Raw genomic sequence first — 17,270 nt, forward strand, 5'->3', positions numbered from 1 at the left:
GACATATGGGCATGTTGATCATGTTGACGGGTTTGGTGCTTTTTCTGGGCGTGCATTCGGTGCGCATCTTTGCCGAGGACTGGCGCAACCGCCAGCGCCGCCGGCTCGGGGCCGACACCTGGCGCGGCATCTATGCGGTGTTGTCGCTGCTGGGCCTGGGGTTGCTGGTGTGGGGCTACGGTCAGGTACGTGAAACACCCACCTGGATCTGGATTCCCCCGCTGGGCATGCGCCATGCCTCATCGCTGTTCAACCTGCTGGCCTTCATCCTGCTGGTGGCCGCCTATGTGCCGGGCAACGCCATCAAGGCCAAAGTGCATCACCCGATGGTGGCCGGCGTCAAACTGTGGGCGGTGGCGCATCTGATGGCCAACGGCAGCCTGGCGCACATCATTTTGTTTGGCAGTTTCCTGGCCTGGGCGGTGGCGGACTTCATTGCCGCGCGCAAGCGCGACCGGCGCAACCTGTCCAGCCACTCACCCGCCACCACGCTGGCGGCCACCGGTATCACCGTGGTGCTGGGCGTGCTGGCCTGGGGCGTGTTTGCCTTCTGGTTACACGGCTGGCTGATCGGCATCAAGCCGTTTGGCTGATCACCACGGTGATCCACGGGCGGCGTGGCCGCCCTACTTGATACCCATGAAATACTGGATGACGTACTTGGCCATGAAGCCGACAAAGCCAAACGCCAGGCCCAGAAACAGCACAAAAGTGCCGAACTTGCCGGCTTTGGACTCCCAGGCCAGCTGGCCGATGATGAACAGCATGTAGAGAATGCCGGCGCCGATGCCGAACGTCATGCCAAATTCGCTGATCTGCGCCTCGGTCAAACCCCACATCAGTGCGACTCCCAACCCGGCAGGCCCGACACATCCACCAGGTCGCGGTAAGCGTGCCAGCTGGCATGGCCCAGCCACGGCACCACCACCACCAGGCCCAGCAAGGCCAGCCCAAAACCCAGCAGGGTCAAGCTCAGGATGATGGCGCCCCAGAAGGCCAGCGCCACCGGGTTGGCCGCCACCACCTGCCAGCTCGCGGTCATCGCCTGGGCCACGGTGATCCGCCGGTCCAGCAGCAACGGGATGGTGATGACCGTGAAGGCAACAATGGGCGCCGCCAGGATGCCGCCGATGAACAGCCAGGTCTCCAACAAAAACCCGCGCGGGGCCAGCACCACCTGCTCCAGAAAATCGGTGGGTGTGCTGATGGGTGCAGTGGCCATGAGTTGAATCAGCACCGCCGAGAGCACCACCCAGGTGGTGCCCGCCGTGGCCAGCAACACGCCAAAGCGCAGCAAGTTCCAGTGCTCATCACCCCATTTGATGAAATCGCCGTGCTGCCAGTTCAGCCAGGTCTTCAACACCAGCGGCCAGCCCACCGGCTCGCGCCGCTCCAGCGCCCGGCTCATGGCGTACACGCTGGTCACCAGAATCGGTGCCACCAGCAAAAACCCAGAAAAAGCGCCCGCCAGCAGCCAGACATGCTCACCCGCCAGCAGCAGCATGATCGCGCCAAACGCGGTCATGAGCAGACCATGCAGGTAACTGATCCAGCCGCAGCGCCACAGGTCGCGCCCGCCGCGCGCCAGCCAGGTCAGGGGCTGGGTGAGGCTGACGGTTCGGGGTGTGGGCGGCTTGGACATCAAGCGGGATGGGGGCATGGGGGATGAGGGCAACGAAGGTCGCGATGTTGCCACAAATGCCGAAACCGACACCCGCTTGCTGCAGATGTCGGCTCCGGTGAGGTGTCAGCTCGGGTCAGTCAGCCCGATGCGGGCTCAGATGCGGGCTCAGAGAGGCTCAGGGTTTGGCAGCCGGTGCTGGTGCAGCAGCAGGCCCCTGGCCTTGGCGCCCACCCATGCGGTGGCCCTGGCCGGGCATGGCGGCCACGTCAAACACCTTTTGCTGGTCCGGCGTCAGGGCGGCATAGAAGGTTTTGGTGGCTGCCTCATGCTTCTCCATGGCCTCGGTCATGGTTTTCATGCGTTCAGCGCGCAGGGCTTTCATCTTGTCCAGCCGCTCGGGGGTGGTCAGCTTGGCCATCTCGACCGGGTCCGGGCGCTGCATCGTGGTGGGCGTTGCCATGGGTTTTCTGGCATCCACAAAGGCTTTCCAGGCCCCTTCCTGCGCCGGGGTCAGCTTGAGCTGGGCTTTGAGCAGCGTGTCGCGCTGTTCCATCCTGGCCTGCATACGCGCCGGGTCCATCTTGCCCATGCGGTCATGGCGCATGCCGTGGCCCTGCATCATGCCGCCCGAGCCCATCATCGGGTCGCATGCGTTGTTCCACTGGCCGCCACGCTGGCCAGCGTAGGCAAGCCCTGCGGCCACCATCAGACCGGCGATGAGGGAGAGTTTGAGACTTGATTTCATGATGACATCCTTTGGGTAGAGCCGCTGACCAGAAAGTGGCATCGGCGTGAAAAGAAGTATCTGCACCCCATGTATCGCCGCGATGAGGCCGCGCCAAAGCTTTGTAAAGTTGGATGAAGGTTTTGCCGCGCGTTTGATGGGATGATCCACGCCTTTCTCATCTGATTCCGTTTCAAGATCGATACGAGACTAGGCGCGAAGCCGCAGACAGTACAGACGTACGGCAAGGCGAAGCAACAACGTGTCGGATTGATCTGGAAATGGAATGACAACGACAACCCAAAGGGAACTCCCGTGTTCAAGAACCTCATTTTTTACCGCCTTGATGCCAGCTGGGCCACCACCGCCGACCAAGTGGAAGAGCGCCTGCAGGCCGGGCGCTATGTCGAGTGTGGCGCCAGCCAGGAAAAATCCATTGGCTGGATCGAACCGCGTGGCCAGGCCAACGGCCCGCTGCTGGAAGTGGTGGCCGGCCAATGGATGGCCAAACTGATGGTCGAAACCCGCGCGCTGCCGGCCTCGGTGGTCAACCGCAAGGCGCAGGAGCGCGTGGCCCAGATCGAAGCCAGCACCGGGCGCAAACCCGGCAAGAAAGAAATCCGGGACATCAAGGACGACATGCGCCTGGAACTGCTGCCGATGGCGTTCACCAAGCAGTCCAGCGCGCTGGTGTGGATCGACCGCGACGCCAGGTTGCTGGTGGTGGACGCCGCCAGCCAGGCGCGCGCCGACGAGGTGGTGACGCTGCTGGTGCAGGCGCTGCCCGGTTTTGCCGCCACCCTGATCAACACCCAGACCTCGCCCGTGGCCGCCATGGCCGAATGGCTGCTGAGCCAGGAAGCCCCGGCCGGCTTCAGTGTCGACCGCGAATGTGAGCTCAAAGCCGCTGACGAGTCCAAAGCCGTGGTGCGCTACGCCCGCCACCGGCTGGACACCGAAGAAGTGCAGCAGCACATCAAGGAAGGCAAGATGCCGACCCGCCTGGCCATGACCTGGAATGAGCGGGTGTCGTTCATGCTCACCGAAGGCCTGCAGTTAAAGAAGCTGGCGTTTCTGGACGGCGTGTTTGAGTCCACCAGCGCCAGCAAGCACAAGGACGACGACTTTGACGCCGATGTGGCCATCTCCACCGGCGAGCTGCAAAAGCTGCTGCCCGATCTGCTGGAAGCGCTGGGCGGCGAGATGCCGGTGGCCTGAGCGCCGACCGGGGCATCGTTCACCCGCCAGTGGGCGGCCCGCTCTGGGGACGCGTGGCGGGCACACCGGGTGCGTCATCACCATGCGCCTCCACATCGGTGGGCAACAGCTGGATGGTGGCGCGCAGGCCGGGCACCGCCCGCATCAGTGCCTGCTCCACCTCGGTGCGCACGGTGGCGGCACGCCCCAGCGTCCAGTGCGAGGGCATGTGCATGTGCAAATCCACAAAGCGGCGCTGGCCCGAGCGGCGGGTGATGAGGTGATCGAACCGGATGGCTTGCTGGTCAAAGGTGGCCAGCGTGGTCTGAATGTCCTGCAGCACCTCGGGCTCGACCGCCTCGTCCATCAGCCCTTGGGCCGAGCGCCACACCAGGTGGCCGCCCTCCCACAAAATGTTCAGCGCCACGCCGATGGCCGCCAGCGCGTCCAGCCAGAGCCAGCCGGTCAAGGCCACGCCCGCCAGACCCGCCACCACCCCTGCGGAGGTCCAGACATCGGTGACCAGATGCCGGGCATCGGCCTCCAGCGCAATCGAGCGGTGTTCTTTGGCCGCGCTGAACATCACCCAGGCCAGCAAACCGTTCAAGGCCGAGCTCAGCACCGACAAGGCCAGGCCCCAGCCCAGTTCCTGCAGCGGCTGCGGCGCCAGCAACCGCGAAGCTGCCGCCCAGAGGATGCCCATGGCCACCCCCACAATCAGAAGGCCCTCAAAACCGGACGAAAAGTACTCCGCCTTGTGGTGCCCGTAGGGGTGGTCGTCGTCGGCCGGGCGCTGCGCGATGGTCACCATCATCAGCGCAAACACCGCGCTGGCCAGGTTGACAAACGACTCCATCGCGTCTGAGAGCAAACCCACCGAGTCGGTCACCACCCAGGCCAGCGTTTTCAGCGTGATGGTGATCACGGCCACGGCAATCGAGGCCCAGAGCAATCGCTTGGGTGTGAGGTAGTGGGTGGGTAGGAATGGCATCGCGTCGTTGTTTTTGTTGAAGAAGCCGGATGGTCGCAAGCCCAGCTTAAGGCCCTCTTAAATCGCGCTGTGTTGTCGTGTTAAGACTTACTTAAGACGGCGCGCCTAAACTTTTGTCACTTTGACAGGACCTAGGTAACCCCAGTGTTTGACACCCCTCAGGCAAGGGCCGACGTGGCCCCAGGCGCGGCGCCATGACCTCGCTCCAACTGCTGCTCTGGATCACCGCCGCCATCGTGTTGCAACTGGCCATCTACCTGGCCATGGGCTTCTGGCGGCACTGGCAGACCTACGAGACCCTGCGCACCACGGTCAGTGAGGGCGGCTTGCCCGTCAAGCCCCATGCGGATCCCCCCGAGCCCAAGGCGGTGCCCGCTGCCTGGTCGGGCTGGCGGTACTTCCAGGTCACCCACAAAGTGGTGGAGAACGCCACTGGCGACATCTGTTCGTTTCATCTGGCACCGCAAGACGGGCAACCGCTGCCCGCCTTCCTGCCCGGCCAATACCTGACCTTTCAGCTGGACATTCCCTTGCCCGATGGGAGCACGCAAGCCATCACACGCTGTTATTCGCTCTCTGACGGGCCGCGCGCCAACAGTTACCGCGTGTCGATCAAGCGTGCGCCGACGCCGCCCCACAGCACGCATCCACCCGGGCGCTCGTCCAACTTTTTCCACGACCACGTGGCAGTGGGCAGCCTGTTGCAGGTGCGCGCACCGGCCGGGCACTTCCATATCGACCGCAGCGACGCACCGGTGGTGCTGCTGGGCGGCGGCATTGGCGTCACGCCGATGCTGAGCATGGTGAACTGGTGTTTTGCCGAGCAGCCCGGGCGCGAAGTCTGGCTGTTTTATGGTGCCCGCTTTGAGCAGGAGCTGATGGCGCTCTCGCATCTGGAAGCGCTGGCCGCTATGCACCCCAACTTCCACCTGCACGTCTGTTTCAGTGACACCGACCCAAACACAACCCTGACCAACCCCTACCAGCGCCATGGCCGCATCGACATCGACTTGCTGCGCCGCCTGCTGCCGCTCAAACCCTACCACTTCTACCTGTGCGGCCCGACCCCGATGCTGGCCAGCCTAGTGCCCGCGCTGGAAGACTGGGGCGTGCCCGATGCACGGATTCACTTTGAAGCGTTTGGGCCCGCCAGCGTGAAACGCAAAAGTGCCGCCCTGGCCACCCCCGCGCCAGCGCCAGAGGGCGACACGGCAACCGCCACCGTCAGTTTTGCCAAGTCTGGCCAACAGGTCGCCTGGCAGCCGGGCAGCGGCAATTTGCTGGACTTTGCCGAGGCCCATGGCATTGCGGTGAACTCGGGTTGCCGCTCCGGGAGTTGCGGCGGCTGCCAGACCAAGATTCGCACGGGGGAGGTGCGTTACCGGGAGGCGCCGGACTTTGACCCCGAACCCGGCAGCTGCCTGCTGTGCGTCAGCACCCCCAAAAGCCACCTCACCCTGGAGCTGTAAATGAACCGATCCCTCTGGCGTGACCACGTCTTGCCGTTCACCCTGTTGCTGAGCGTGTTGGCGCTGGCGTCCTGGTCCGGCGACTACCTGCTGCACCGCATGAACCTGGTGTGGGTGGGCCGTTACCTGGGCATTCTGGGCACGCTGCTGATCATCGTCTCGTTTTACTACTCGCTGCGCAAACGCAAGATCGTCACCAGCGGCAACCCGGTCACGCTGCTGCGGCTGCATGAGTTCAGCGCCTGGCTGGGCTCGCTAATGATCCTGATCCACGCCGGGGTGCACTTCAACGCCATCCTGCCCTGGCTGGCCACGGTGGCCATGAGTGTCAATGTGGTCAGCGGTCTGGTCGGGCGCTTGCTGCTCAAACGCGCCAAAGCCCACGTGCAAACCCAGCGCGAGCAGCTTCAGCAGCGCGGCCTGTCCGACCCCGAGGTGGAACAAGCCGTGTTCTGGGACGCGGTGGCGCTGTACGTCATGAACCAGTGGCGCAAGGTGCACATCCCGATCTACGTGGTGTTTTTGGTGATCGCGCTGGGGCACATCCTCAGCGTGTTCATGTTCTGGGGCTGGGCATGAGCCGCCTCGTCAAACTCCTGCTGGCGGTCAACCTCGCCGTGCTGGGAGCGCTGACCTTCATTTACCCCAACCTGATGGTGGGGCCCGGCAAACTGATCCCCGGCCACCACGCCCTGGAAGGCGACTGTTTTGCCTGCCATGCCGCCTTCACCGGCGCCGATTCCGAGAAATGCGCCAGCTGCCACAAGCCGGTGGACATTGGCCGCCTGACCACCACCGGCGCGCCGGTTCTCAAGCCCAGCACCACTGCGGCGTTTCACCAGGACCTGACAAGCCAGGACTGCGTGGCCTGCCACAGTGACCACGCCGGGGTGAAACGTTTTGCCCGGCAGCGCCAGTTTGACCACAACCTGCTGAATCAAACCACCTTGGCGCAATGCCAGACCTGTCACCAAACACCGACCGACGCGCTGCACAAACAAGTCACCGACAACTGCCAGCAATGCCACTCACAGCAGAAATGGACGCCGGCGACCTTTGACCACGCCCAATATTTTGTGCTGGACAAGGACCACAACGCCACCTGTGCCACCTGCCATGAACGCAATGACTACAGCCGCTACACCTGCTACAGCTGCCACGAACACACGCCCGACAACATCCGCCGCGAGCACATCAAGGAGGGCATCCGTCAATACGACAACTGCGTGGAGTGCCATCGCAGCGGCAACAAGCATGACATCAAGGGTGGCCGTGACGGCGGCGAGCGCGGTGGCAAGCACAGTGGCAAGCGCCGCGGCGGTCATGATGACGATGATTGAGGTCAACGTGCTGGCATGGCCCGGCATGACAACCTGATCTTGCACGTCAAAAAGGCCTGCCAGACAAAGCCCGGCAGGCCCTTTTTGAAACCAGATCTGGAAGAAACCTATTTCTTGGCGCAGGTATTGATGCCCAGCAGCGGGTAAAGCGGGCAGAAGCTGATGAAGCCGGTGGCCAGGGGCACCACACCAATCCAGCCCCAGACACCAATCGTGCCGGAGAGCGTCAGGCCGATCAGCACCAGACCCAGAACAATGCGCAGCATGCGGTCGATACCGCCAACGTTTGATTTCATGACAACTCCTTGGTAAATAAACACTTCCCAGGGCAAGGACGATGTATCAATTACACGCGTGCGCCCTGCCAAACGTCTGTGACTCAGGTCACCCAGGGGATCCGCTTGCGGCGTGGAGCGTCGGGGTGGTATTTTTTGTTTGCTGCTGGTGATGCTGGATGGCTGGATTGCAGCGGTTGCGGTCATTCAATCACATCACCCATTTAGGGTGACACCTGGGTAGAAAATTCACTTTCAGAATTACTGTCAGAGCACTTACTCACATAACTGCACCAGATGTAAAAAGTCTGGTTGCTGGTATTCCTGGAGTTTTTATTCCCCTTGACGTTGATCGAAAGTTATTGATGCCTTTTATTAAATGGCTATTTGGACCTTTTCTACGCCGATGTTAGGGTGACAATTGCCATTAGTTCCATCGGATCGTCTTCGGCGTCAGCTGAAATCCGACGTTCGTCGGCGCAAACGAAACGACTAGCTGTGTCCCCAGAGAGGCCTAACTTCCGCGATGAATGACGAACGAAGTGAGATAACTGCGCTAAAGCGCACAAGATGGCGAACCGCGATCTCAGCCCGAGCGGAGCGGTTCTCACAGCTTCTGGACAACAAAACAATTGCTTCCAAATACTTTGGCGAAAAGTACGTAGAGGCTCTGAGCAACAGGATCAATCGCATAGGCCGAACCCTGCTTGTCTTGGCAGTCGCTTATCTGATACTCATGCTTTCACTGTTTGCCGCTCAAGACTCAGGAAAGAACGAGTTCGAATTCTTTGGCTATGGATTCAAGAACTTGGGCTACCACAAGGAGATTCTTCTATTCCTTGCTGCTAGCCTTTCCCCCGTGTCGGCAACACTATCGGGGTACCAACGCTACTTGGTCGCCCTTCGCGCTGAGTGCTTAAAAAGGCTCGCACCTATAGCTGAGGTTCGTGACTTCTACTCCAGCGCCTTGCTCGATAACTATTTTGATGCATTTGCAAAGCCGTACGACTACAAGAACAGCCGTCCGCATCTCGCGACGACAAGCCTTGCGTTCGTCCTTATCGGCATCATGTTAATCGTCATTCTCACGCTGTTTGCGGGATCTTTTCTGCTGCAACTGAACGTTATCTACGATGTTGCCACTCGTCCTTCAACCTCACGCGTTGTAAACCTGTTCGTTGTTGGTTACGCCCTTGCCGCAATCTTTTTGGCCTGGACAATCTCGATAATGCAACTTCCACTGCCTGAGGTCGATGTATCAAACTATCGTCGATTGTCGGAACTTCAAGCTTCTGACCCAGAGAAGTACAAGGAAACGTTAACTCGACTCGCACGAGGAGCAAATCGGAGGGAAGACGCTTGGTCTCTAGCTCTGGGCTTTGTCGCCTCAATCCTGACCGTGGCTGCTGTGACTTTTCTCTTTGGTCGATCAACGCAAGCCATTGAAATGCGCTTGAGCCAGGGTTTAGGAGCAGTTTTCCTCGCAATTCTGTTTGCAAAACCTGCCGCAGACCTAATAAAAAAAGCCACGCTGAACTGGTTCTTCGAGAAGTATCCAGCTGACACTACAGAACGGCTTCATGCCTATGGGTTTGTGAAGCGAGCCTTGCTGACAGCAAGACTTGTGATACCTGCGGCTATTGCAGCGCTCTTTCTGCTTCTCCAATACAGTCGGCAATAGATTGTGCTTTGTCAGGTGGAACTATCGCGCCGAAACCCCCGAGGGACTTACTTACTCCCGACAGCGACGCCAAACCCCTCGCTCGATCGGACTGTAAACCCCTGTGTGGGTTTTGTTCGTTCAGAGCTAAACCATAGGATTTGGTGAACCACTGTCTGAAAATTTGGAAGTCCGCTATCAGCCTGTTGCTGCCCGACGGATTCGATTTGGAAATCGTCAATTGCCGAAAAGTTCGGAGTGGGTGCCAGAACGAACAAAGTTAATCCAGTTGGCGTCGACCTGGTAAATCAGCAGGAAGTCGCCGCCGATATGGCATTCACGGTGATCTGCCCATTCCCCTTTCAGGCTGTGATCCAGCCACTCAGGGGCAAGCGGTGCGTCATTGGCGATGAGCAACAACATCGCCTCCTTGAGTCGCACCATATCGAAGCGCCCAGAATGGGACAGGCGTTGCCAATCTTTCAGAAACGCCTTGGCGTAATCGGCGGCTCGCGGCAACACCGCGCGTTTACTTGCCGCTGTTTTTTTCAAGGTCAGCAAACAGTTCGTCAGCAGAGGCAAAGCGCGCACGGCGTGTTGCCATGATGGCGCGCGACTCTTCCATTGCGGCACGGGTCTGCGCATTTGGCACCTTGAGTTCCAGTGGAAATGCCTGGTCGATCACCACGCGGCGCAAAAATAAGCGTACCGCATCCGAGACAGACAGACCCATGGCAGTCAGCGCCTGGGTGGCTTGCTCTTTGATGTCATCCTCCACCCTGATGTGGAGCATTGAAGTTTGTGCTGTCATGGTAATGCCTCCTAAGTTGCATCGGCATTATGTATCTCATTTGAGATCAAAGCAAGGTCAATTGCCGCAATAACCTTGCTGATTCGGATGACTGCTGTCGGACAGGCTCTTTCAATGGGTGACCGGCTCCTTTGGGTCTTAAAGCAACATGCGCCTTGCTGACCAACACCAGCAGTCCCCAACGCAAACCAGGCAGTTGATCCCAGCACCGCTGCCCAGTCAGCCAGGCAAACTCAACCAGCCAGCGCCCGCAAGGCCGCGCTGTTGAGGATGGTGATCTGCTCACGCCCCAGCGCCACCCAGCCGTCGCGCTCAAAGCGGCGCAGCAGGCGCGTGACCATTTCGCGCACCGTGCCCAGTTCGTCAGCCAGCGCCTGGTGCGTCAGGCTGAGCTGCTGGCCGCGGCCCAGCAGGGCGGCGGCCAGGCGCCGGTCCAGCCGGTGAAACGCCACCGCGTCCACCAGCGCGGTCAGGTCGGCCATCCGTTCGGCAAACAGGCCCAGCACATCATTGCGAAACGCCGGGGTCTCGATCCAGCGCTTGAACAGCTCGGGGCGGATCAGCAAAAAGGTGCTCGGTTTGGTGGTGATGCCACAGGCCGACAGCGGCTGCGCCCGAAACAGGCTGGCGCTGGACACTAGGCACAGTTCACCAGCCACCACCCGGTACAGCTCCAGCGAGCGGCCGTCACTGGAGTTGCGCGACACCTTGATCTCGCCCTCGATCACCAGCGGAAACCCCTGGCAGGTGGCGTTTTCGCTGAACAAGACGGTGTCGGCGGGCACCGTCATCGGGGGCAGCAGGGCGCTGACCTCGGCCAAGCCGGGCTGCACCGCCTTGAGCGACGGGTACAGGCTGGTGACCTGTGCCATCGGCCAGGCAGGCGCCGTGCTCACCACTTAGGCCACCACCTTGTAACCTTCCTCCACAATGGCCTGGGTGATGTCCTGGGCGGAGGCGCTCGATTCCACCTCCACCTTGTTCTGGGTGCGGTCGGCCACCACCTGCGCACTGCGGTCGAGCTGGCGCACGGCGCGCACCACGGCTTTTTCGCAGTGTTCGCAGGTCATTCCTTCAACGTGAAAGCTGTACTTCATTTGAAACCTCTGAAAATAGGGTGATCACAAAAGACTTATTGTGGCCCCTGTCCTCTCTGCTCCGAGCCTCGCACCCCCCATGACCACCCCGAATTCTGACCATCCCCCCTTGCGCATCGACCTCGGCATCCACGGCATGACCTGCGCGTCGTGTGTGGCCCGCGCCGAGCGCGCCCTGAAAAAAGTGCCCGGCGTGCAGGAGGTGGCGGTGAACCTGGCCACCGAATCGGCCCGCATTTTGGTGGCCCCCAGCGAACAGATCGAGGCACGGCTCAAACGTGCGGTGCGCGATGCGGGTTACGAGCCGGTGGCGGCCAATGCCGCGATTGATGCGCCGTCAGAATCCGCCTGGGCCGGTTTTGGCCCGGTGGCGCTGGGTGCCGCCTTGTCCTTGCCGTTGATGCTGCCGATGCTGGGTGACCTGTTCGGCCAGCACTGGATGCTGCCGGCCTGGCTGCAGTTTGTGCTGGCGACACCGGTGCAGTTTGTCTTGGGCGCGCGTTTTTACAAGGCCGGCTGGCACGCGCTGCTGGCGCGCAGCGGCAACATGGACTTGCTGGTGTCGATTGGCACCACGGCGGGCTGGGCGCTGTCGGTGTGGCTGTGGCTCACCTCACCGGCTGACACCATGCCTCACCTGTACTTTGAAGCCTCGGCGGTGGTCATCACGCTGGTGCTGCTGGGCAAATGGCTGGAAGCCCGCGCCAAGCGGCAAACCACTTCGGCCATCCGCGCACTGCATGCCCTGCGGCCCGAGGTGGCGCACCTGCTGGGGCTGGACGGCGAGGTAGATGTGCCTATCGACGAGGTGCTGGCCGGTGACGCGCTGGTGGTACGCCCCGGCGAACGGTTTGCGGTGGATGGCAAGGTCATGGAGGGGCAAACCCAGGTGGACGAGTCGATGCTCACCGGCGAGCCGCTGCCGGTCGTCAAACAGGTGGGTGAGACGGTGACCGGCGGCACGCTCAATGGCGACGGGCGCGTCATCGTGCAGGTCACGGCGGTGGGTGTGGACACGGTGCTGGCCAACATCATCCGGCTGGTGGAAGACGCCCAGGCGGGCAAGGCACCAATCCAGCGGCTGGTGGACCAGGTGAGTGCGGTGTTTGTGCCGGTGGTGTTGGTGCTGGCATTGGCGACCTTTCTGGGCTGGTGGGCCAGCGGCGCGGCGTTGGAGGTGGCGGTGATCCACGCCGTGACCGTGCTGGTGATTGCCTGCCCGTGTGCGCTGGGGCTGGCCACACCGGCCGCCATCATGGCTGGGACCGGGGTGGCGGCGCAGCACGGCATTTTGATCAAGGACGCGCAGGCGCTGGAGCTGGCGCACAAGGCGCAAGTAGTGGTGTTTGACAAAACCGGCACCCTGACCGTGGGCCACGCCCGGCTGACCGACTTTGTGGTGCACCCCGGCGTGGATGAGCAGCAGCTGCTGGCCGTGGCCGCAAGCATCCAGAGTGGCAGCAGCCACCCGCTGGCGCGTGCGGTGGTGGCAGCAGCGGCCGACAAGGCCCTGGTGTTGCCCGAGGTCAGCCAGGTGCTGTCCACCCCGGGCAAAGGACTGCAAGGCACGGTGCTGGGGGCCGACTACCTGATCGGCAATCTGGCCTGGATCACCGAGCTAGGTGGCACCTTTGAGCCTTTTCAGCAGGCGCTGCTGGACTTGCAACGCCGTGGCGCCACGCTGTCGGCCTTTGCCTTGAGCCAGTCGGGCCGGGTCAAGGTGCTGGCCCTGATGGCGTTTGGTGACGAGCCCAAGCCCAGTGCCGCCTCTGCCGTGGCGGCCCTGCGTGCGCAAGGCATCCAGGTGATGATGCTCTCGGGCGACAACCAGGCCGCCGCCCAGGCCATGGCCCAACGTGTCGGCTTGTTGCCCGATGAAGTCATCAGCGATGTGTTGCCCGGCGACAAGGCGGCGCACATCACCCGGCTCAAACAGGGTGGCCAGACCGTCATCATGGTCGGCGACGGTGTCAACGACGCCCCGGCGCTGGCGGCGGCGGATGTCGGCATCGCCATGGCCAATGCCGGTGGTGGCACCGACGTGGCGATGCACGCCGCGGGCATCACCCTGATGCGTGGCGACCTGGCGCTGGTGGCCGCCGCGCTGGACATCTCGCACCGCACCGTGGCCAAGATCCGGCAGAACCTGTTCTGGGCCTTTGTCTACAACGTGGCCGGCATTCCGCTGGCGGCCTTCGGTGTGCTGAACCCAGTGATGGCTGGCGCCGCCATGGCGATGAGTTCGGTGAGTGTGATGAGCAACGCCCTGCTGCTCAAACGCTGGAAGCCCAAGTTGTCAAACACTTCACCCAACCCCCGCCCGGAGACACCATGACACTGTTCCTTTCCATGCCCGAACCGACGGGTGAAACCCTCAAGGCGGCGCGGCTCACAGCGGGCCTGAGCCAGGTGGAGGCGGCCAGTCTGATGGGTTATCCGGTCCAGTCGGGCAGCCGCGGCGGGCAACAGTCGCGCACCTGGCAGGCGCTGGAGAGTGCCACTGACCCGCGCAACATGGCCGGGCCGGCGTTTGCCATGTTCCAGCTGCTCACCGACACGCATCCGGAGTTCGCACTGGTGAAAAAAGAGACGTCTGCCTGACCCAGTGATGCGGCCCGCCTTGTGGCGCTGCCGTTTCTCAGCTGATCAGAATCGCCCGGAAGTCGTTCACATTGGTCAACGTGGGGCCGGTGATGACCGAGTCGCCCAGCGCCTGGAAGAAGCTGTGGGCGTCGTTGTTGTCCAGAAAACTGCGCGGGTTCATGCCCTGCGCCCAGGCGCGGGCCAGCGTGTCGGGGGTCAGGATGGCGCCGGCAATTTCTTCGGCACCGTCCACGCCATCGGTGTCACCCGCCAGCGCGTAGACGCCCGGTGTGTCGGCCAGCGCCAGACCCAGCGCCAGCAAAAACTCCACGTTGCGCCCGCCGCGGCCTTGGCCACGGAGCGTGACCGTGGTTTCGCCGCCGCTCAGCAACACGCACGGCGCCTTGAACGGCTGGCCATGCAACACCACCTGGCGGGTCATGCCGCCCAGCACCTTGGCCACGTCACGCGATTCCCCTTCCAGGCTGTCGCCCAGGATGTAAGGCGTGAACCCTGCTTGGCGAGCCACGTCGGCCGCCGCCTCCAGCGCCAGCTGCGGGGTCGTGATCAAACGCACCTGGCTGGCTTGCAGGCGGGTATCACCCGGTTTGACGGTTTCACCGGCGCCACTTTCCAGCAACTGGCGCGCGGCGGGGGTGAGCTGAATCTGATACCGCGCGATGATGTCCAGCGCCTGCGCACAGGTGGTGGCATCCGCCACCGTGGGGCCGGAGGCGATGTCCATCGGTGCATCCCCCGGCACATCCGAGATCAGCAAAGTCAGCAACTGGGCCGGGTGGCAGGCGGCACCCAGGCGCCCGCCCTTGATGCCCGAGAGGTGGCGGCGCACGCAGTTCATCTCTGAAATCGTGGCACCACTGGCCAGCAGCGCGGCGTTCACCGCCTGTTTGTCGGCCAGCGTCAGGCCCTCACCGGTCGCCACCAGCAAGGACGAGCCACCGCCAGACATCAGCGCCACCACCAGATCGTCTGCCGTCAACCCGGTCACCAGCGCGCGGATGCGCTGCGCGGCCTGTTGCCCGGCGGCGTCGGGCACCGGGTGCGCGGCTTGCACAATCTCGATGTGGCGGCACGGCACCTGGTAGCCGTAGCGGGTGACCACCAGGCCTTCGAGCGGGCTGTTGTCACGCGCGGTCCACAGGTCTTCCAGCGCGCGGGCCATGGCGGCGGATGCTTTGCCCGCACCGATGACGATGGTGCGGCCCTTGGGCGCTGGCGGCAGGTGCGCGCCCAGACACCGGGCCGGTTGCGCCGCGGCCACCGCCGCGTCAAACATCTGGCGTAGCAGGGCGCGGGGGTCGGTGGGCTTGGCTGGGGATGGCGTCATGGCAGGAGCTTAACTGGCACCGGGCGATGACTTGTCAGGGCGCAGCGCTGTGGCTCAGGCGTGGGTGACCTGGCCAATCGCCTGCAATTCGCTGAGCAACGACAAGCGCGCCAGCTTCTCGATAGGCAGATTCAAAAAGAGCGACATGCGCCGCTGCAAGACCATGAAGGCATCGGTGAAGGCGGCGTCGATGTGCGCGTCGGGGCCTGTGACCGCCGCCGGGTCGGGCACCCCCCAGTGCACTGACATGGGTTGACCCGGCCAGACAGGACAGACTTCGCCCGCAGCCTTGTCACACACGGTGAGCACAAAGTCCATCAGGGGCGCGCCCGGCGCGGCAAATTCTGCCCAGTCTTTGCTGCGCAGCTCGCCGACCCGGAAGTGGTTTTTCTCCAGCAGCGCCACCGCCCGCGGGTTGACCTGGCCGGACGGGCTGCTGCCCGCGCTGTAGGCCCTGAAGCGGCCACCGCCCAGTTGGTTGAGCAGCGCCTCAGCCAGGATGCTGCGGGCCGAGTTGTGGGTGCAAATGAACAGCACGTTCATCACTTTTTGAGGCATCAGATCACGCCTTGGTGGGACAGGTTGAGACACATCATGGGGCTTCCATTCACAACAATTCAGACTCAGGTAGGACAGCAGCGCGTTCATCGTGTCAAAGGCCGCGCGGTAAATCAGAAAGCGACCATCGCGCTGCTGGCTGATCAGGCCGGCGGCGCTCAGTTCGCGCAGATGGAACGACAAAGCGTTGGGCGCCATCGCCAGCGCATCCGACAAGCGCCCCGGCGTCATACCCTCTGCACCCATCACCACCAGTTGCCGAAAAATCTGCAGCCGCGAGGCTTGTGCCAGCGCAGCCAGCGCGCGCAAGGTCTCGGCTTCTGTCATGCCGCGACCACAGCCGGGGGTTTGACCATCGGCAAAGCCAGCGTCACTGCCCAGCAAAGCACCAGCATCAGCGCCGAGCCAATCAACGCATACAGCAGCCCGCCCCACTGGTACAGCAGGCCTGAGAGCAGCGTGCCCATGAAACGCCCCAGCGCGTTGGCGGCGTAGTAAAAGCCCACGTCTTCCGCCGCCTTCTCGGAGCCCGCGTAGGCCAGCACCAGGTAGGAATGCACCGATGAATTCACCGCAAAAGCAAAGCCAAACAGCCCCAGGCCACCCACCACCACCCATTCCAGGTTTGGCAGTTGCAGCGCCACAGCCACGGCCAGCGCGATGGGAACCAGCGCCAATAACCCGGACCACAATCGGGCAGCTGGCACTTCTGTCGTCAAGCCATCGGCACTGCGGCGCACCAGCTGCGGCGCCAGCGCCTGCACCAGGCCGTAGCCAATGGTCCAGCTGGCCAGAAAGCCGCCGACCATGGTAAAGGTCCAGCCGCTGGCATACAAAAACACCGGCACACCCACCACAAACCACACATCACGCGCACCAAACAGCACCACCCGCGCCGCGGCCAGCAGGTTCACGCCGCGGTTTTTGGCAAACAGCTCCTTGGCGGATTGGGACGGTTTGCTTTTGCCCATCAGCTTGGGCACAAAACGCAGCACAGCCAGCAACACCAGCGCCAGCAGCGCCGCCATCAGCCACAGCGAGCCGCTGAAACCCAGCTGGTCCAGCAGCAGGCCACCCAGGAAAAAGCCCACGCCTTTCATGGCGTTTTTGCTGCCGGTGAACCAGGCCACCCACTTGAACAGCTGGCCTTCGGCCTCCCCCGCGGTGAGTTTGATGGCTGATTTGCTGGCGGTTTTGGTCAAGTCTTTGGCCACGCCGCACACCCCTTGCGACAGCACCACCCAGGCCACGGACAAAGTGGCCGACCAGGTAGGGGACAAGGCTGAGAGCAGCAAAAACCCGGTGATCTGTGTGCACAGTCCCACGGTCAGCATGCGCTGAATGCCATAGCGCGTGGCCAACCAGCCGCCAATCAGATTGGCCAGCACACCGGCTGCCTCGTACAGCAAAAACAAAAACGCCAGCGTGAACGGCGAATAACCCAGCCGGTAAAAGTGCAGCAGCACCAGCATGCGCAGCGCCCCATCGGTCAGCGTGAAGCCCCAATAGGCGGCGGTGACGATGGCGTAGTTGCGCGCGGCGCTGGCGCCCGCCCTTTGAGTAGTCATGGCCTGGAAAGCTTTTGGTTTGTTG

20 protein-coding genes and 1 pseudogene are annotated in these 17,270 nt (G+C 62.6%); 8 read left to right on the forward strand and 13 right to left on the reverse strand.

What is annotated here, in order from left to right:
- The first annotated feature begins 11 nt into the window (after positions 1–11).
- Positions 12–593: an NnrU family protein gene (locus LHU53_RS05380; protein ID WP_227331085.1), complete on the forward strand. Its 582-nt coding sequence runs from the start codon at positions 12–14 to the stop codon at positions 591–593.
- A 33-nt stretch (positions 594–626) separates the two neighbouring features.
- Here LHU53_RS05380 and LHU53_RS05385 read toward each other — a convergent pair whose 3' ends face one another.
- From LHU53_RS05385 to LHU53_RS05395, 3 genes are all read right to left on the reverse strand, one after another.
- Entirely contained in the window at positions 627–839 is a 213-nt protein-coding gene (locus LHU53_RS05385) for a DUF2788 domain-containing protein (protein WP_227331087.1), read from the reverse strand.
- Positions 839–1,660 (reverse strand): DUF2189 domain-containing protein, encoded by an 822-nt coding sequence (locus tag LHU53_RS05390; protein WP_227331089.1) that lies wholly within the window; start codon positions 1,658–1,660, stop codon positions 839–841. Before LHU53_RS05390 ends, LHU53_RS05385 begins: the two co-directional genes overlap by 1 nt.
- A gap of 139 nt (positions 1,661–1,799) precedes the next feature.
- Positions 1,800–2,369 (reverse strand): Spy/CpxP family protein refolding chaperone, encoded by a 570-nt coding sequence (locus tag LHU53_RS05395; protein WP_227331090.1) that lies wholly within the window; start codon positions 2,367–2,369, stop codon positions 1,800–1,802.
- Between the two features lie 294 nt (positions 2,370–2,663).
- Here LHU53_RS05395 and LHU53_RS05400 point away from each other — a divergent pair, with 294 nt between their 5' ends.
- Positions 2,664–3,566 (forward strand): recombination-associated protein RdgC, encoded by a 903-nt coding sequence (locus LHU53_RS05400; RefSeq protein WP_227331091.1) that lies wholly within the window; start codon positions 2,664–2,666, stop codon positions 3,564–3,566.
- A 19-nt stretch (positions 3,567–3,585) separates the two neighbouring features.
- Here LHU53_RS05400 and LHU53_RS05405 read toward each other — a convergent pair whose 3' ends face one another.
- Positions 3,586–4,536 carry a cation diffusion facilitator family transporter gene (locus tag LHU53_RS05405; RefSeq protein ID WP_227331093.1) on the reverse strand — a complete coding sequence of 317 codons (951 nt, stop codon included), beginning with the start codon at positions 4,534–4,536 and terminating at the stop codon, positions 3,586–3,588.
- Positions 4,537–4,730: 194 nt separating this feature from the next.
- Here LHU53_RS05405 and LHU53_RS05410 point away from each other — a divergent pair, with 194 nt between their 5' ends.
- Genes LHU53_RS05410 through LHU53_RS05420 form a run of 3 tightly spaced genes read left to right on the forward strand, consistent with a single transcriptional unit; the run spans position 4,731 to position 7,345 of the window.
- Entirely contained in the window at positions 4,731–6,005 is a 1,275-nt protein-coding gene (locus LHU53_RS05410; RefSeq protein ID WP_227331094.1) for a 2Fe-2S iron-sulfur cluster-binding protein, read from the forward strand.
- Positions 6,006–6,584 (forward strand): hypothetical protein, encoded by a 579-nt coding sequence (locus LHU53_RS05415; RefSeq protein WP_227331095.1) that lies wholly within the window; start codon positions 6,006–6,008, stop codon positions 6,582–6,584.
- On the forward strand, positions 6,581–7,345 hold the full coding sequence (locus LHU53_RS05420) for a cytochrome c3 family protein (RefSeq protein WP_227331096.1): 765 nt from the start codon (positions 6,581–6,583) through the stop codon (positions 7,343–7,345). Before LHU53_RS05415 ends, LHU53_RS05420 begins: the two co-directional genes overlap by 4 nt.
- Positions 7,346–7,452: 107 nt before the next feature.
- On the opposite strand, the gene LHU53_RS05425 is transcribed toward LHU53_RS05420, so the two are convergent.
- Positions 7,453–7,641, reverse strand: coding sequence for a DUF2892 domain-containing protein (locus tag LHU53_RS05425; protein WP_227331099.1), 189 nt, complete (start codon positions 7,639–7,641; stop codon positions 7,453–7,455).
- Between the two features lie 505 nt (positions 7,642–8,146).
- Between LHU53_RS05425 and LHU53_RS05430 the strand changes: the two genes are divergently transcribed.
- Positions 8,147–9,301 carry a hypothetical protein gene (locus LHU53_RS05430; protein WP_227331100.1) on the forward strand — a complete coding sequence of 385 codons (1,155 nt, stop codon included), beginning with the start codon at positions 8,147–8,149 and terminating at the stop codon, positions 9,299–9,301.
- Between the two features lie 216 nt (positions 9,302–9,517).
- On the opposite strand, the gene LHU53_RS05435 is transcribed toward LHU53_RS05430, so the two are convergent.
- The 4 genes from LHU53_RS05435 to LHU53_RS05450 form a co-directional block, all read right to left on the reverse strand.
- Positions 9,518–9,838 carry a type II toxin-antitoxin system YafQ family toxin gene (locus tag LHU53_RS05435; protein WP_227331239.1) on the reverse strand — a complete coding sequence of 107 codons (321 nt, stop codon included), beginning with the start codon at positions 9,836–9,838 and terminating at the stop codon, positions 9,518–9,520.
- On the reverse strand, positions 9,810–10,091 hold the full coding sequence (locus tag LHU53_RS05440; protein WP_227331102.1) for a type II toxin-antitoxin system RelB/DinJ family antitoxin: 282 nt from the start codon (positions 10,089–10,091) through the stop codon (positions 9,810–9,812). The genes LHU53_RS05435 and LHU53_RS05440 overlap by 29 nt, the downstream gene beginning before the upstream one ends.
- A 233-nt stretch (positions 10,092–10,324) precedes the next feature.
- Complete coding sequence (locus tag LHU53_RS05445; RefSeq protein WP_227331103.1) at positions 10,325–10,963, reverse strand: Crp/Fnr family transcriptional regulator; 639 nt, start codon at positions 10,961–10,963, stop codon at positions 10,325–10,327.
- Positions 10,964–10,990: 27 nt separating this feature from the next.
- Complete coding sequence (locus LHU53_RS05450) at positions 10,991–11,188, reverse strand: heavy-metal-associated domain-containing protein (protein WP_227331105.1); 198 nt, start codon at positions 11,186–11,188, stop codon at positions 10,991–10,993.
- A gap of 79 nt (positions 11,189–11,267) precedes the next feature.
- On the opposite strand from LHU53_RS05450, the gene LHU53_RS05455 reads away from it, so the two are divergent.
- Both LHU53_RS05455 and LHU53_RS05460 read left to right on the forward strand, forming a co-directional pair.
- Complete coding sequence (locus LHU53_RS05455; RefSeq protein WP_227331107.1) at positions 11,268–13,523, forward strand: cation-translocating P-type ATPase; 2,256 nt, start codon at positions 11,268–11,270, stop codon at positions 13,521–13,523.
- A complete protein-coding gene (locus LHU53_RS05460; protein ID WP_227331108.1) occupies positions 13,520–13,789 on the forward strand; it encodes an XRE family transcriptional regulator in 270 nt (89 codons plus the stop codon). The genes LHU53_RS05455 and LHU53_RS05460 overlap by 4 nt, the downstream gene beginning before the upstream one ends.
- A gap of 37 nt (positions 13,790–13,826) precedes the next feature.
- On the opposite strand, the gene LHU53_RS05465 is transcribed toward LHU53_RS05460, so the two are convergent.
- The 4 genes and pseudogenes from LHU53_RS05465 to arsJ form a co-directional block, all read right to left on the reverse strand.
- Positions 13,827–15,119: a glycerate kinase gene (locus LHU53_RS05465; RefSeq protein ID WP_227331109.1), complete on the reverse strand. Its 1,293-nt coding sequence runs from the start codon at positions 15,117–15,119 to the stop codon at positions 13,827–13,829.
- 54 nt (positions 15,120–15,173) lie between these two features.
- Positions 15,174–15,677, reverse strand: coding sequence for an arsenate reductase ArsC (locus tag LHU53_RS05470; protein WP_227331241.1), 504 nt, complete (start codon positions 15,675–15,677; stop codon positions 15,174–15,176).
- 147 nt (positions 15,678–15,824) lie between these two features.
- Positions 15,825–16,004 (reverse strand): annotated as a pseudogene (locus LHU53_RS05475) (winged helix-turn-helix domain-containing protein); the annotation flags it as partial.
- Complete coding sequence (arsJ, locus tag LHU53_RS05480) at positions 16,001–17,245, reverse strand: organoarsenical effux MFS transporter ArsJ (protein ID WP_227331110.1); 1,245 nt, start codon at positions 17,243–17,245, stop codon at positions 16,001–16,003. The pseudogene LHU53_RS05475 and the gene arsJ, both read right to left, overlap by 4 nt.
- Positions 17,246–17,270 lie beyond the last annotated feature (25 nt).

The sequence above is a fragment of the Rhodoferax sp. U2-2l genome (genome assembly GCF_020594515.1).
Taxonomy (GTDB): Bacteria; Pseudomonadota; Gammaproteobacteria; order Burkholderiales; family Burkholderiaceae_C; genus Rhodoferax.

Excerpts from the sequence above, each read along its gene's own strand:
- LHU53_RS05380 (WP_227331085.1), top strand. The coding sequence starts at position 12 with ATGTTGATCATGTTGACGGGTTTGGTGCTTTTTCTGGGCGTGCATTCG.
- LHU53_RS05385 (WP_227331087.1), bottom strand. The coding sequence starts at position 839 with ATGTGGGGTTTGACCGAGGCGCAGATCAGCGAATTTGGCATGACGTTC.
- LHU53_RS05390 (WP_227331089.1), bottom strand. The coding sequence starts at position 1,660 with ATGCCCCCATCCCGCTTGATGTCCAAGCCGCCCACACCCCGAACCGTC.
- LHU53_RS05395 (WP_227331090.1), bottom strand. The coding sequence starts at position 2,369 with ATGAAATCAAGTCTCAAACTCTCCCTCATCGCCGGTCTGATGGTGGCC.
- LHU53_RS05405 (WP_227331093.1), bottom strand. The coding sequence starts at position 4,536 with ATGCCATTCCTACCCACCCACTACCTCACACCCAAGCGATTGCTCTGG.
- LHU53_RS05410 (WP_227331094.1), top strand. The coding sequence starts at position 4,731 with ATGACCTCGCTCCAACTGCTGCTCTGGATCACCGCCGCCATCGTGTTG.
- LHU53_RS05415 (WP_227331095.1), top strand. The coding sequence starts at position 6,006 with ATGAACCGATCCCTCTGGCGTGACCACGTCTTGCCGTTCACCCTGTTG.
- LHU53_RS05420 (WP_227331096.1), top strand. The coding sequence starts at position 6,581 with ATGAGCCGCCTCGTCAAACTCCTGCTGGCGGTCAACCTCGCCGTGCTG.
- LHU53_RS05425 (WP_227331099.1), bottom strand. The coding sequence starts at position 7,641 with ATGAAATCAAACGTTGGCGGTATCGACCGCATGCTGCGCATTGTTCTG.
- LHU53_RS05430 (WP_227331100.1), top strand. The coding sequence starts at position 8,147 with ATGAATGACGAACGAAGTGAGATAACTGCGCTAAAGCGCACAAGATGG.
- LHU53_RS05440 (WP_227331102.1), bottom strand. The coding sequence starts at position 10,091 with ATGACAGCACAAACTTCAATGCTCCACATCAGGGTGGAGGATGACATC.
- LHU53_RS05445 (WP_227331103.1), bottom strand. The coding sequence starts at position 10,963 with ATGGCACAGGTCACCAGCCTGTACCCGTCGCTCAAGGCGGTGCAGCCC.
- LHU53_RS05450 (WP_227331105.1), bottom strand. The coding sequence starts at position 11,188 with ATGAAGTACAGCTTTCACGTTGAAGGAATGACCTGCGAACACTGCGAA.
- LHU53_RS05455 (WP_227331107.1), top strand. The coding sequence starts at position 11,268 with ATGACCACCCCGAATTCTGACCATCCCCCCTTGCGCATCGACCTCGGC.
- LHU53_RS05460 (WP_227331108.1), top strand. The coding sequence starts at position 13,520 with ATGACACTGTTCCTTTCCATGCCCGAACCGACGGGTGAAACCCTCAAG.
- LHU53_RS05465 (WP_227331109.1), bottom strand. The coding sequence starts at position 15,119 with ATGACGCCATCCCCAGCCAAGCCCACCGACCCCCGCGCCCTGCTACGC.
- LHU53_RS05470 (WP_227331241.1), bottom strand. The coding sequence starts at position 15,677 with ATGCCTCAAAAAGTGATGAACGTGCTGTTCATTTGCACCCACAACTCG.
- arsJ (WP_227331110.1), bottom strand. The coding sequence starts at position 17,245 with ATGACTACTCAAAGGGCGGGCGCCAGCGCCGCGCGCAACTACGCCATC.